Below are 13,048 nucleotides of genomic sequence, written 5' to 3'. Positions count from 1 at the left end.
GTGCGCGCGGGATGCGCGCGACGCACGCGCCGGTGTTAGGGGCTGTCCTGCGCAGCGCGGCCGGGCACGGCGCGCTGAGCCTTGCCGCCGACGGTTCCTTCAGCTACACGCCCAATCCCGGCTTCAGCGGCGCCGACAGCTTCCAGTACAGCCTCAGCGACGCCAGCAACGGCGCCAGCTCGGCCAACGCCACCGTGACGATCAGCGTGACGGCGACTGCACCGGTCGCCAACAACGACAGCGGCAGCGTTACCGCCGGCAACACGCTGACCGTGTCGGCGCCCGGCGTGCTCGCCAACGACAGCGGCCCCGCCGGCGATGCGCTGACCGCCGTGCTCGTCTCTGGCCCGGCACACGGGTCGCTGACCTTGAACGCCGACGGCAGCTTCCGCTACACGCCGCAGCTCGCCTACCAGGGCCTCGACAGCTTCACCTACAAGGCCCATGACACCGCCGGCAATCTCGACTCGAACGTGGCGACCGTGAGCGTCGCGGTCGGCCAGAGTGCCGCGGCCTTCGGCGTCATACCGCAGCCGCCGCAGCCGCCGACGCCGATGCCGATCGTGCTGTTCCTGCCGCTGTTCAGCATTTCGGTGAATATCCAGGGTTGCGGCAGCGTGACGCCGGCGGATGGGGGCGGCCTGCATCTGTTTGGCGACACCGTGACGCTGCAGGCCGTGCCCTGCGCCGGCAGCAGCTTCGCCGGCTGGCAGGGCGGGCCGTGCGACGGTACGGCAATCAACCCCTGCGCCGTGGTGATGCCGCCGAACAACCTGGTGATCACCGCCAGCTTCCGGCCCTGATCCAGGGGAGCGTGGTGCGTCGGCGCGGGTGGCGCCCCGCGGCCCGCAATCGGTCACTTCGCCGGGCGACAGCGGCTGCGATCCGGTTCCGTGACTCTTGCCGCCGGTAACGACTCGGCAACAATCGCGGCGCACGCCGGCCAAATCTCGCCCGGCGCCCGCCGATCCGTGCGATGCTGGTCCTGATCGCGTCGGTCCACGTACAGATGGTTACAACGCCGGCCCGCGTCTCTGCACCTGCTGCCCGATGGGCCCGATCGCCGGTGTCGCAGCCAGGCCTTGCAGATGGTTTCAAAACCGGCGTTAAGGCGCGATCGCGCACCTGCAAGCGGGAACCCGAGCCGGTTTTGAAACCATGTCTTAGTAGTGAGGAGTCGAAGTCATGGGCGCAGCGCCTGAACCCACCCGCCGGCGCCGCGCCGCGCGATCGGGGCGTGGGTTTCTGCTGCTGCTAATCACCGCGCTGCTCCTGACCCTCACGATCGCCGTCCTGCCCCTGCTCGGCCACGCCTGACGCGCCGGCACGCTACGCCAGCGCCGTCACCAGAATCACCACGCCGATCGCCGCGAACAGCACCCCGCTCGCCCGCGTCAGCAGCACGGGCGAGAGCACGCGCGAGACCTGCGCGCCCGCGCCCGCCGCGATCACCGTCACCGTCCACAGCCCCGCGATCGCCCCCACGGCCACCGAGAGCGGCTGCCCCGTGCGCGCGACGATCGCCGCCGTGGCGAGCTGCGTCAGATCGCCCCATTCCGCGGCAAAGACGACGAGGAAGCTGGTGAGCCAGCCGGGCAGGCGGCGTCTGGGCTCCGCGCCCGCCTGCGCCTGCTCCGCGGCCAGCTCCTGCTCTTCGTCCCGCCGGAAGGCCAGCACGGCGAAGAGCAGGAAGCCCAGGCCGGCGGCCACGTGCACCGGCCGTGCCGGCAGCAGGTGAAAGAGGCTGCCCGCCGCCACGGCAATCGCCGTTTGCAGCACGAACGCCAGCCAGGCGCCCGCGATCACCGCGCGCGCCCGGTAACGGGTTGCCAGCACCAGCGAGGCCAGCGCCGTCTTGTCCGGCAGCTCGGCGAGGAAGATCACCCCGAAGGTCGAGGCGATCAGCGAGAGGCTCATGCGGCCACGGTAGTAGGGTTCAGGCGTTAGGGAACAGGGGATAGCGGGCGTAGGAGCGCGGGCAGCCGCTGCTAGCCCAGCCGTGCGGGGCGCCGCACCCGCGGGCAATCACGGCAGAACGCCACGCTGAGACCCGCGTCTGCCCCGTGCAGGCTGAGTGCGAGCGGCAGCCAGCGATGCATGCCCAGCCGGCAGCGCAGCGGCGCCGGCGCTGCCGGCGCGGGCAACTCAGCCGGGGCGCTCGGCTTCGACGCGAACAGCAGCGCCGCCGGCAGCGGTTCATGGGTTCGCCCTGCATCAACGGTCGAGAGCCGCATCGCCATCCCGTCCAAAAGGCGTCGTCCACATCGCGCCGGGATAGCCCATATAGTGCCGCGAGCACGATGCCATTGCAAGAGCTATGCGAGAGGATAACGGGCTGATTGTGACGGCATCGCCATAAGAACGTGAGGACATAACTGGGGCTGGCCAGGGGCGCGCGGGGCAAAGCGCGGCCGGACCGCGGCCGGGGATGTGCATGCAGCTTGACTGAACTAGTACATATGTTCTATACTGTTGCCACACCGGAGGCGGGCCGGGTGCCGTAGAGGCACTCCCGCCTCCGGTGCATTTTGCCGGCCGCGTGCGCTCGCGCAGCACGGCCGCGCGAGGAGCAGCTCGTGCCGCGCAAACGCCCGGCATCCGGCTTCTACGCCCCGGCGCTCGACCCCGAAGATCGCGCGGATCTTGCCGCCGCCGGCGCCGTGCACGGCCTGGAACAGGAGATCGCCGTGCTGCGCCTGCGCCTGCGGCGGCTGCTCAGCGAGCGACCGGACGACTTCGCCCTCACCGTCCGTGCGATCGAGCTGCTGGTGCGCGCCGTCAACGCCGCCGGTCGCGCCGCACCGGCAGACGAGCATGGGGTGCTAGAGCGGCTGAGCGCCGGCCTCGGCGGCATCCTCGACCTGCTTAGCGAGGCGAGCGAGGAGCCGTAGACCGTGGCGAAGGGCGCCATCCCTGGCTGTCCCTTCACGGCGCTGCACACCAGTCATTCCCCGTCCGGCCCAGCGAGGAGCGCCAGCCATGCCAGCACCGCGTAACACCGCCGCCGGCCCCGCCGCGCCGGATGACCTCGCTGCCGCCGTTGCCCGCGCCCGCGCCCGCACGGCCGCCCGCCGCGAAACGGCCGCCGCGGCCGCCAGCGCCGCCTTCCGCGCCGCCGTCGAAGAGCGGCTCAAGGCGCTCGAAGCCGAGCTGGCCGAGGTGAAAGGCCGGCTCAACGGCCTGCTCTTCCTGCTCGCCGGCGCCGTGCTCGCCCAGATCGCCCTGCGCCTGCTGCGCTTGTAGGGCGCAGAGCGCAGGGCGCAGGGCGTAGAAAGGCCGAGGGGATGTCGCGGATCAAAGAGCAAACGGGGATTGGATACCAGCAGGCCAACGCCCACGGCGCTCGCCGCGCCGTCCCTGCGCCCCTCCCCCTGCGCCCCACGCCCTCTATTCCCTGCGCCTCATTCCCTGTTCCCTCCCTGCGGCCGTACCAGCGCGAGGCGGCGCGGGCGATCCTGCGCAGCGCCCTCAGGGGTCACGGCCGCAGCTTCTCCGTGCTCGTCGCGCGGCAGGGCGGCAAGAACGAGCTCTCCGCGCAGATCGAGCTGGCGCTGTTGCTGGCGAGCTGGCGGCGCCCCGTCGAGGCGATCAAGTGCGCGCCGACTTTCGATCCGCAGTGCCGCATCAGCCTGCGCCGCCTCTGGCAGCGGCTTTCCGCCCTGCCGCTGCCCGCCGGCCTCGCCGCCGTGGAAGAGGGCAACGCCGTGCGCCTGGGCCGCGCCCGCCAGCGCTTTCTCTCCGCCGAGCCCGGCGCCCACGTCGTCGGCCACACCGCCCATGCCCTGCTGGAAGTGGACGAGGCGCAGGACGTGGACCCCGACAAGTTCGCCAGGGAGTTCCTGCCCATGGCCGCCGCCGGCAACGCGACCGTCGTCTTCTACGGCACGGCCTGGGACGAGACGAACCTGCTCGCGGCCGCAGTCGCCCGCCACCGCGAACAGGAGCGGCGCGACGGCATCCGCCGCCACTTCGCCGCCGACTGGCGCGCCGTGGCCGCCTGCAACCCTGCCTACGCCCGCTACGTCGCCGCCGAGCGCGAGCGCCTGGGGGAGGAGCATCCACTCTTCCAGACGCAGTACCTGCTGCGCCCGCTGCCCGGCTCCGGCCGGCTGCTCGCGCCCGCCGCGCTGGCCCTGCTCGAAGGCAGCCACGCCCGGCTCGACGCCCGGCCGGCCGCCGCAAGCGAGCCGCCCGGCACGCTGTACGTCGCCGGCCTCGATGTCGGCGGCGAGACGCTCGCGCAGACCCGCCGCGACCCCGACCGCACCGTGCTCACGATCGCCCGCGTGCTGCCCGCGTCGCCCGGCCTCCTGCTGGCCGAGCCGGCGATCGAGGTCGTCGCGATCTATGCCTGGCAGGGCGCGGGCCACGGCGAGCTGGCCGGCGCCATCGCCCGCCTGGCGCGCGACTGCTGGCGCCTGCGCCGCCTGGCGATCGACGCCACGGGCATCGGCGAAGGGCTGGCCGCCGCGCTCGCCGCACCTGCTCTCACCGCCGGCGGGCTGGAGGTGCTGCGCCTGCGCCTCAGCCGCGAGCGTAAGTCGGCGCTGGGCTACGCCTTGCTGGCCGCGGCCGCCGGCGGCCGCCTGCGCCTGCCCGCCGATGACGGCTCGCCCGAGCGCGCCGAGTTGGTGCGGCAGCTACGCCTCGCCCGTGCCGTCTATCTGCCCGGCCGCCTGCTCGCCTTCGACGTGGACGAGGCCGACGGCCACGACGACCACCTGTTCAGCCTCGCGCTCACCGTCGAAGCTGCCGCCGGCGCCGCGCCGCTCACCGCCTTCGGCCGCCGTAGGGAATAGGGAACAGGGAATAGAAGCAGGATGGGTGGAACGCGTTGGCTCGATGCCGAAGCCGGATCGTCGGAGGCGGCCCAGGACGCTGGCCCGGCTGCCGGCGCCCCGCGGCCGGCGATGGCGCCGTATACGGCGGAGCAACTGGCACGGTTGCGCAGCGCCCTCCGTGCCGGACTGAGTCCCGCCGCACCAGAACCGGCGGGCCACGCCGCCGCGCCGCTGGGCGAAGCGGAGGTTGCGGCGGCAGCGGTCGCGGCCGACTCCCTGCCCGAGCACACGCTCTACCGCGACGAAGGCTGCTCTATTGCGCCCGCTTGCCTGCGCTGCCCGCTGGAACGCTGCATCTACGACCGCCCTGCCCATATCGATCCCGGCTACCGGCGCGGCCGCGACCGGCGCATGCGCACCCTTGCCCGCCGTGGCTGGGAGGTCGAGCGTCTCGCTCTCATCTTCCGTCTCTCCCCGGCGCACGTGCGCCGCATCCTGCGCCCGCAGCGCGCCCCCCGGCGCCGCGCGCAGCCCGGATCCGCGCCGCCCTGAGCGCGGGCCGGTCGGTCGTCGGGGTCTGAAAAGCTCGGCCGTAGCGCCACGCCTTTTGGCGCTGTCCGCCGCTATGCTGGGGCGAGAGCGAGGCGGGCAGGGGATGCCCTGGTTCGATACGCACGTGCATCTCGACCGCTATGCCGCCGCCGAGCGCGCGGCGCTGCTGCGGCGGGCGCGGGCGGCGGGAGTCGTGCGCCTGCTGGCCGTCGCGGTTGACTGCGCCTCGGCGCGGCGCGTGGTTGCGCTGCCCGCCGGCGTGTTCAAAGCCGTGGGCGTGCACCCGCGGCACGCGGCGGAAGGGATCTGCCCCGAGCTGGAGGAACTGGCCGCACGGCCGGGCGTCGTCGCCATCGGCGAGGCCGGCTTCGACGGCGCCGGCCCCGACTTCGCCGTGCAGGAGGCGGTTTTCCGCGCGCAGTGTGCGCTGGCGCGGCGGCTGAACCTTGCCCTGATGCTGCACATCGACGGCGCCGGCGCCTGGCCCGCCTTCGCTGCCGCCGGCGCGCTCGCCGGGCTGCGCGTCGTGCGGCACTACTTCACGGGCGACGCCGCGCAGGCCGCCTGGCACGGCGAGCGCGGCCACTGGCTCAGCTTCGGCCGGCCGCTGCTGCGCGAGCCCGCGCTGCAGGCGATCGCCCGCGCCGTCCCCGCCGCGCGGTTACTGATCGAGACGGACAGCTATCCGTTGCCCGGCCGTCGCACCGAGCCGCGCGACCTGGCGCCGCTCGGCCTGGCGCTCGCCCGCCTGCGCGGCTGGAGCGAGGAGCAGTGTGCGGAGCAGCTCTGGCAGAACGCCGTCCGCGCCTTTCAACTGCCCAGCCAGCGCTCGCTCCAGCCGGCGTCGGGCTGCGCCGCTGCAAACGGCCAGGGCTGATCCCAGCCATTGAGGAACACCACCTGCCGCACAGGCCGCCGCCGCAGCGGTCCCGGCCGGTCCAGCGGATAGCCCAGCGGAATCAGGCAGTAGACCTGGTACTCCTCGGGAATGCCGAGCGCGGCCATCAGCTCGGCCTCATGAGCGCGGGCAAAGTTCGTGATCGAGCCGCCCAGCCCCAGCGCCCGCGCCGCCAGCAGCAGGTTCTGCACGGCGGGAAAGATGCTGCCGCCGGGCGTGCTGTGCTGGCCGCGCACGCCGCAGGGCGCGATGATCGCCGGCGCCTCGTGTACGTGCCGCGCCAGGAAGTCCGTGCTCTTCAGTGAAAGCCGGCGCGAGCGCGGCAACGCCTCCATCAGCGCCGGCTCGGCGGCGTACTGCGGCTGGTAGCGCTGCCAGGCCTCCCAGAACCAGGCCTGGATCTGCCGCTTCAGCGCCTGCTCGCTGATCACGACGAAGCGCCAGTCCTGCGCGTTGCCGCCGGAGGGGGCGCGGATCGCCGCATCGAACAGTTGGAAGAGCACGGCGTCGGGGATTGGGTCGGGCTTGAAGCGGCGCAGAGCACGCGTGCTGTAGATCGCCGTGAACAGGCCGATCTGCTCCGCCGCCGGCTCAAGCGCGTGTGGCATGCCCGCCTCCCGTGTCGCCCGCTGCGGCGCTATCCGCTCCGTGACGGCGCGGCGGCGTTGGGCGACGCCATGCTAGCACGCGTGCATCCGCGCCGGCCGGCGGACGCGGCGCCTGCCAAATCTGTGGCAAGCTGGGCAAAGGCGCGGCGCCCCGCCCGCCGCGGCGTAGAATGCCGGGCATCGGGACGTTGATGTGCTGCAGAAGGCGATCCTACAGGAGCTGCGATCGCCGTAGTGTTTGCTGGCCGGTGCGCGGCGGCGGGGTGGGGCGGTGGTGGTGCGATCTGTGCTCGAAGCGGCGCGCAGTACGCCCGTACGGCTGGCCGTGGTGCCGGTCGCCTCGTCTGTGGTGGCCTATGGCAGCCTCAAGCTGCAGCCGCTGATCCGCCTGCGCCGGCGCTACCTGGCGGGGCAGGAGCGGCACAAGCGCATCCTGCTCGCCGTGCAGGTGCTCTACGCGCTGCTGCTCACCAGCTGGCTGCTGTTCACCCACTCCTGGCCCGCACCGGATGTGATCGCGCTCTTCCTGCTGCTGTTCGCCTTCGTCGCGGCGCGCGGCCTCAGCTTCCTGCGCGACTGGTCGCCGTTCGTGCTCTTGCTGCTGGGCTACGCCGCGCTCACGGGCATCGCGCCGGATCTCACGGGCGTCGTGCACGTCGGCTTTCCCATTCAGGCCGATCGCTGGCTGTTCCGCGGCGCCGAGCCGAACCTCTGGCTGCAGGCGCACTTCTTCCATCCCGGCCAGGCGCGCTGGTACGACTACGCCGCTACCGTGCTCTATCCCATGCACTTCGTCACGCCGCTGGTGCTGGCTTTCGTCTTCTGGATGTGGTGGAAGCCGCGCTACTGGCGTTTCGTCACGGCCTACCTGCTGCTCTGCTACGCCGCGTTTGTGACCTACCTGCTCTATCCGATGGCGCCGCCCTGGTGGGCGTACCGCGTGGGCAAGCTGCCGCCGGTGCACCTGGTGCTCTACGAGGTCCACTACGCCGGCCTGCAGAATCCGATCGTGCTCGCCATGCAGTTCTTCAAGCCGAACCCCGTGGCCGCGATGCCGAGCCTGCACGCCGCCGTGCCGGTGCTGATCTGGCTCACGCTGTGGAAGACGTGGCCGCGCTGGGGCTGGGCCGCGATCGTCTATCCCCTGGCGATGGGCCTCGCCGTGGTCTACCCGGGCGAGCACTACGTGATCGACGTGATCGCCGGTGCGGCGTACGCCGTCGTCGCCTTCGCGCTGGTCTGGGGCTACGCGGCGGGCCCCTGGCGGCTGGCGACCCGTCCGTTCCAGCGCGGCGTCGCCGCTCGGCCGGCGCTGTCCGCCTTCGGTCCCGCGCATCTGGCGCCGCACCTCTGCGCCGTGCGCGTGGCGCCGCGCCGCGAGCCGCGCCGCCAGCATGCGGCGCTGCCCGCACGCTGCCAGCGGCGCGCCTGAAGCATGCCGCCTCGTTGCCGCGCCGCCTGCCCGCCGAGGGGTCATGCGCCGAGCCAAACGAGGCCGGGCCAGGCGACGGCTACGACGCGCGCACGCGTGGCAACACCTCGGCGCCGAGCCGGTGGTAGGAGGCCAGCACCTGCTCCTGCTCCGGCGAGATATGGCGCACCAGCACCTGCGTGAAGCCCAGCGAGGCCAGGTAGCGGAACTCGTCGGCCACGGTCTGCGGCCCGCCGATGCAGAGCGCCTCACGCCGCATGCCGCGGTAGCCCTTCGCCAGCTCCGGCGCCACGACCTGCTCTGCGTCGGCGTCGCTTTCGCCCACGAACACGTCGCGGCGGATGATCAGCTCGGGCCGTCTGCCGGCGTTGGCCGCGGCCTGGCGGTAGATGTCCGCCTGGGTGGTCAGCTCCTCGCCCGTGGCGCCGGGCGCGGCCAGCCAGCCGTCGGCCAGTGCCCCCGCCCGCTCCAGCGCCGGCCGACCGGAGGCGCCGATCCAGATCGGCGTCGCTTCGGGCGGCACGGGGTTGACCGCCACGTCTTGCAGCGTATGGTAGCGGCCATTCAGGCTCACGCGCTCGCCGGCGAGCAGCCGCCGCACGATCGCCAAGTCCTCTTCCAGCCGGCTGGGCCGCTGCCGCAGCGGCACGCCGAAGGCGGCGAACTGCTCTTCGCCGTCGCCCGCGGCGAGGATGATCGTCAGCGGTCCCTCGCTCAGCGCGGCCAGCGTGCCGGCCTGCTCCGCCAGCAGCACGGGATGCCAGAGCGGCGCGAGGAAGAGCGCCGCCAGCGGCATCTCGCCCGTCTCGGCCGCCAGCCGCGCCAGCGCCGGCACGTTCTGGAAGTAGTACGAGGGCGTGGCGTGGTGGTCGCCGACCTGCAGCATGTCGAGCCCAGCGGCGCGGATCGCCCGTGCCCGCTCGACCAGGTTGCGGCCGGCCTCGCGCGCCGCCATGCCGCGCGGATGCGCCGTGGTGAGCGAAACGCCGATCTTCATGGCCTCACCCCCTGCCCCCTCTCCATGGAATGGAGAGGAGAGGCTATGGACGTGATTCGTTGGAGTTGGTATGGGAGGGACTGCGCCCTCTGTTGCTCGTGCAGGGCTGGGACCGCTACGGGCCGCGCTCCAGGAGATCGGGGGCGAGCGGGGGGTGGCCGGTCCAGGCGGTGAGGCCGCCGTCGACGGTCAGCGCCGCGCCGGTGACGAAGGCCGCCTCCTCGGAGGCGAGGAAGAGCACGCAGTTGGCTACCTCCTCCGGCCGGCCCAGGCGGTGCAGCGGCAGCGCCTCGATCAACCGCTCGCCCACCTCCGGCTGGCGGGCGAGCATGCCCTGCACCGCCGGCGTGTCGATCGGGCCGGGGCAGACGCAGTTCACGCGCACGCCGTAGCGCGCGTACTCGATCGCGGCGGTGTGCGTGAGGTTGACGACGGCGGCCTTGGCGGCGTTGTAGGCGCTCATCGCGTAGTCGCCGAACAGGCCGGAGACCGAGGCGGTGTTGACGATCGCGCCGCTGCCCTGCCGCGCCATGATCGGCAGCGCCGCCCGCATGCCGTAGAAGGTGCCGTGCAGCGTCACGTCGAAGGCGCCGCGCCACTGCTCCGGCGAGAGGCGCCCCACCATACCGAAGCGGGTTCGAAAGGCGTTGTTGTGCAGCACGTCGAGCCGGCCGAAGCGCTGCGCCGTCTCCTCAACCAGCCGCGTCACCGCATCCGCGTCGCCGGCGTCGGCGAGCTGGAAGACGGCCTCGCCGCCCGCCTGCCTGATCTGCGCGGCAACCTGCTCGCCGGCCTCGGCCTGGATGTCGTTGACGATCACCATCGCGCCCTCGGCGGCGAAGCGCCGCGCCGTGGCTGCGCCGATGCCCGAGGCCGCGCCGGTGATGATCGCCACTTTGCCCTGCAGGCGCCCCGCCATGCGCTCCTTCGAGGTGACAGGTTGCAGGTGACAGGTTACAGGGAGTAGGGAGCAGGGAACAGGCCGTAGGGGCGCCAGCCACGACACCCGGCGCCGGGAACAGCAAACCGGGCGGCCAGCACAGTCCTCCTGTCACCTGTCACCTGTCACCTGTCACCTGCAACCTGTCACCCTCTGTTCCCTCCAACGTTCCCTGTTCGAGCGAGCGGCCGTAGAGCGGCAGCGCGGGCAGAATGAACAGGCCCGCCACGACGATGCCCGCCGGAATCGAGACGCCGGCCGCCGCGGCGCCGAGCAGCGGACCGCCGCCGATTTGGCCGAGCGCGTCGGCCTGGTTGTTGATCGAGAAGAGCGTGGCGCGCACGCCCGGCTCCACGTGCTGGTTCAGCCAGGCCGTGACAAGCGGCGTGTTCACCCGCCGCAGCACGGTCGCCGACCACCAGGTCGTCAGCGCCAGCGCAAAGTTGCCGGAGAGGCCGAAGGCGATCACCGTGATCGACAGCAGCGCGTTGACGCCCAGCAGCGTACGCGCCACGGCGCCGTGGCTGGTGGTATCGAGCCGGCGCTTCAGGATCTCGGCCGCGCCGATGCTGAACAACATGCCGCCGCCGGCGATCACGCCGAACCAAACCACCGGGTCGAAGCGGCCCAGCGCCGGCAGGCCGATGTCGAGCAGCACGTGCGCGTCCTTCAGCCGGTCGAAGCCCTCGCTGGAGGCGCCGAGGATCGCCGTGATCGCCAGGATCGTGATCAGCACCGGCCGGCCGCGCACGGCGGCAAGTCCGGAGCGCAGCGTACCGCTCCACTGCTCCCAGCTCGTGCGCTCGCCCTTCGGCGTGGGGCGGAAGCCGTGTTCGGGCATCAGCACAACCATCGCGGCGCCGAGCACCAGGAAGAGGACGCCGGCCGTGAGCAGCGGCAGGCTCAGGCGAATGCTCGCCAGCGTGACGCTGAGCACGATGCCCGCGATGCCGCCGAGCTGCGCCGCCTGCGTGCCGCGCAGAAAGGCGTGGCCGGCGCTGGCGTCGCCGATCTCGCCGGCGATCCAGGCCTCTTCGGCGCCGCTGATGCAGGTGTAGCCCGCCCCGTAAAAGAGCTGCGCCAGCAGGATCGTCTCGAAGCGGGCGAAGGCGCCCCAGATCAGGAAGCCGATGCCGGTGAGAAAGAGCCCGATCAGCACCGACAGCCGCCGGCCGTAGACGTCGGCGATCACGCCCGTCGGCACCTGCAGCATGAACGCGATCGCCTCAAGCGTGGTGCCGACCAGCACGAGCTGCAGCGGATTGAGGTGCGCCGCCTGCACGGCGTACACGCCGGAGACGGTGGAGAGCATCGAAAACAGCAAGAACTGCGCGGCCGAGAGCCCGAGATAGACGCGGTAGGCGGCGGGTTTAGGCAAACGCATGTCGTCCCATTCTGCCCCGCGCGGCGGTTATGCCGCGAGGTCCGCAGTTCAGCGCGCAAGCGGAGAGACGGCGGGCAAATTGGGCGATGAACGCCGCCACGACGGCGGCAAGCCATGCCGCTGGCCGCACCGGTGAGCGCCTGGGCGCCGGTATCAGCCGATGCAAGAACTGGTGGGAACGGCTAAAGCGTTGCCTTCATAGTGCCGGCATTATCAGGCGGCGGGCCAGGGCGTGGCAAGCAACGTCGGCTGCGCAAAGCGTCGCCGCCGGCAACCAATCGATGAGGACTACTCCGCCGCGCTGCAAATACATCGATGCGTCAATCGCAGGCGGGCGGCGCTCAGGCGATCATCATTCTGCATCCCGCCCGCACAGCCGGGAACAATGGGCCGCAACGGCCAGGGAGAGGGCGCGATGCCGGATGGGACGAGGGCGACGGGTGCTGGGCGGAGGCGGCGCGCTGCCGGGTACGCGGCCGCGGCTCTGACGGCGATTGTGCTGCTCGGACTCGCCGGCTGTACGAGCAAGCATAACCACGAGGGCGTGGCCACGGCCGCAGCGGCGGCGACGCCGAATGCGGCGAGCATGCCCCCCTTCAGCTCAAGCGGCGCCACGTCGAGCGCCGGCCTGATCACGGCGATTCGCCAGGTGGTGCAAGAGGTGAAGCCGGCGGTGGTGCAGATCACCAACGAGCAGGTGCCGCCGGACCAGTTCGGCGGCGTAGCGGTGCCCGCCGGCGTCGGCTCCGGCGTGATCTACGACGGCCAGGGCCACATCCTCACCAACAACCACGTGGTCGAAGGCGCGCAACAGTTGCAGGTGTCGCTGCCGGATGGCCGTTCGTTCTCCGCGAAGCTGGTGGGGAGAGATGCACAGACCGATCTTGCGGTGGTGCAGATCTCCGGCAGCAATCTGCCCACCGCCGCGCTGGGCGATTCCACCACGCTCCAGACCGGTGAGTGGGTGGTGGCGATCGGCAACGCGCTGGCGCTGCCGGGCGGCCCGACCGTGACGCAGGGCGTGGTCAGCGCCCTGGGCCGCACCGTGCAGGAGCCGCCCGCCGGCCAGGCCGGCGGCAACGGGCCGGGCGGCGGCGCGGCCGGCCCCTTCCTCTTCGACCTGATCCAGACCGACGCGCCGATCAATCCCGGCAACTCGGGCGGACCGCTGATCAACGCCCAGGGCCAGGTGGTCGGCGTCAACTCGCAGATCTACAGCCAGACCGGCGGCTTCATGGGCGTGGCTTTCGCCATCCCCATCGACATCGCCTCCAAGGTGGCGCGCGAGCTCAAGGACAAAGGCAAGGTGACGCGGGGCTGGCTCGGCGTGGTGGTCCAGGAAGTGGACCGCAACCTCGCCAAGTCCTTCAACCTGCCCAAGCCCGAGGGCGCACTGGTGGCCCGGGTGCTGCCGGACAGCCCGGCGCAGCAGGCGGGGCTCAAGGCGGGCGACGTG

General features: G+C 72.1%; 15 protein-coding genes. 9 read left to right on the top strand and 6 right to left on the bottom strand.

Annotated features, from left to right (window positions below):
- Positions 1-11 precede the first annotated feature (11 nt).
- Both VKV26_06580 and VKV26_06575 read left to right on the top strand, forming a co-directional pair.
- Positions 12-803: an Ig-like domain-containing protein gene (locus VKV26_06580; protein ID HLZ69563.1), complete on the top strand. Its 792-nt coding sequence runs from the start codon at positions 12-14 to the stop codon at positions 801-803.
- 382 nt (positions 804-1,185) lie between these two features.
- Positions 1,186-1,317 (top strand): hypothetical protein, encoded by a 132-nt coding sequence (locus tag VKV26_06575; GenBank protein ID HLZ69562.1) that lies wholly within the window; start codon positions 1,186-1,188, stop codon positions 1,315-1,317.
- Positions 1,318-1,329: 12 nt separating this feature from the next.
- Here VKV26_06575 and VKV26_06570 read toward each other — a convergent pair whose 3' ends face one another.
- Positions 1,330-1,917 (bottom strand): TMEM165/GDT1 family protein, encoded by a 588-nt coding sequence (locus VKV26_06570; GenBank protein ID HLZ69561.1) that lies wholly within the window; start codon positions 1,915-1,917, stop codon positions 1,330-1,332.
- Positions 1,918-1,988: 71 nt separating this feature from the next.
- A complete protein-coding gene (locus VKV26_06565) occupies positions 1,989-2,234 on the bottom strand; it encodes a hypothetical protein (protein ID HLZ69560.1) in 246 nt (81 codons plus the stop codon).
- A gap of 342 nt (positions 2,235-2,576) precedes the next feature.
- Between VKV26_06565 and VKV26_06560 the strand changes: the two genes are divergently transcribed.
- From VKV26_06560 to VKV26_06540, 5 genes are all read left to right on the top strand, one after another.
- Positions 2,577-2,891 carry a hypothetical protein gene (locus VKV26_06560; protein ID HLZ69559.1) on the top strand — a complete coding sequence of 105 codons (315 nt, stop codon included), beginning with the start codon at positions 2,577-2,579 and terminating at the stop codon, positions 2,889-2,891.
- 88 nt (positions 2,892-2,979) lie between these two features.
- The gene (locus VKV26_06555; GenBank protein ID HLZ69558.1) at positions 2,980-3,243 is read left to right on the top strand and encodes a hypothetical protein; all 264 of its coding nucleotides are present in this window, start codon (positions 2,980-2,982) and stop codon (positions 3,241-3,243) included.
- A gap of 41 nt (positions 3,244-3,284) precedes the next feature.
- Positions 3,285-4,799, top strand: a complete 1,515-nt coding sequence (locus VKV26_06550; protein ID HLZ69557.1) for a hypothetical protein — start codon at positions 3,285-3,287, stop codon at positions 4,797-4,799.
- Positions 4,800-4,820: 21 nt separating this feature from the next.
- Positions 4,821-5,333: a hypothetical protein gene (locus VKV26_06545; GenBank protein HLZ69556.1), complete on the top strand. Its 513-nt coding sequence runs from the start codon at positions 4,821-4,823 to the stop codon at positions 5,331-5,333.
- A 103-nt stretch (positions 5,334-5,436) separates the two neighbouring features.
- Positions 5,437-6,210 carry a TatD family hydrolase gene (locus tag VKV26_06540; protein ID HLZ69555.1) on the top strand — a complete coding sequence of 258 codons (774 nt, stop codon included), beginning with the start codon at positions 5,437-5,439 and terminating at the stop codon, positions 6,208-6,210.
- On the opposite strand, the gene VKV26_06535 is transcribed toward VKV26_06540, so the two are convergent.
- A complete protein-coding gene (locus VKV26_06535; protein ID HLZ69554.1) occupies positions 6,144-6,839 on the bottom strand; it encodes a nitroreductase family protein in 696 nt (231 codons plus the stop codon). The two genes, VKV26_06540 and VKV26_06535, sit on opposite strands and share 67 nt — an antisense overlap.
- Before the next feature lie 271 nt (positions 6,840-7,110).
- Between VKV26_06535 and VKV26_06530 the strand changes: the two genes are divergently transcribed.
- Positions 7,111-8,271, top strand: coding sequence for a phosphatase PAP2 family protein (locus VKV26_06530; GenBank protein HLZ69553.1), 1,161 nt, complete (start codon positions 7,111-7,113; stop codon positions 8,269-8,271).
- A 79-nt stretch (positions 8,272-8,350) separates the two neighbouring features.
- Here the strand turns inward: VKV26_06530 and VKV26_06525 are convergent, their stop codons facing one another.
- The 3 genes from VKV26_06525 to VKV26_06515 form a co-directional block, all read right to left on the bottom strand.
- Positions 8,351-9,268, bottom strand: coding sequence for an LLM class flavin-dependent oxidoreductase (locus tag VKV26_06525; GenBank protein HLZ69552.1), 918 nt, complete (start codon positions 9,266-9,268; stop codon positions 8,351-8,353).
- 115 nt (positions 9,269-9,383) lie between these two features.
- A complete protein-coding gene (locus tag VKV26_06520) occupies positions 9,384-10,187 on the bottom strand; it encodes an SDR family NAD(P)-dependent oxidoreductase (protein ID HLZ69551.1) in 804 nt (267 codons plus the stop codon).
- 139 nt (positions 10,188-10,326) lie between these two features.
- Positions 10,327-11,592: an MFS transporter gene (locus VKV26_06515; GenBank protein HLZ69550.1), complete on the bottom strand. Its 1,266-nt coding sequence runs from the start codon at positions 11,590-11,592 to the stop codon at positions 10,327-10,329.
- A gap of 544 nt (positions 11,593-12,136) precedes the next feature.
- Between VKV26_06515 and VKV26_06510 the strand changes: the two genes are divergently transcribed.
- Positions 12,137-13,048 (top strand): trypsin-like peptidase domain-containing protein (locus VKV26_06510; GenBank protein HLZ69549.1); only part of this gene is annotated, 912 nt, incomplete at its 3' end.

It is taken from the genome of Dehalococcoidia bacterium (assembly GCA_035310145.1).
Lineage (GTDB): Bacteria > Chloroflexota > Dehalococcoidia > CAUJGQ01 > CAUJGQ01 > CALFMN01.
This window is presented reverse-complemented; position numbering and strand designations above follow the sequence as displayed.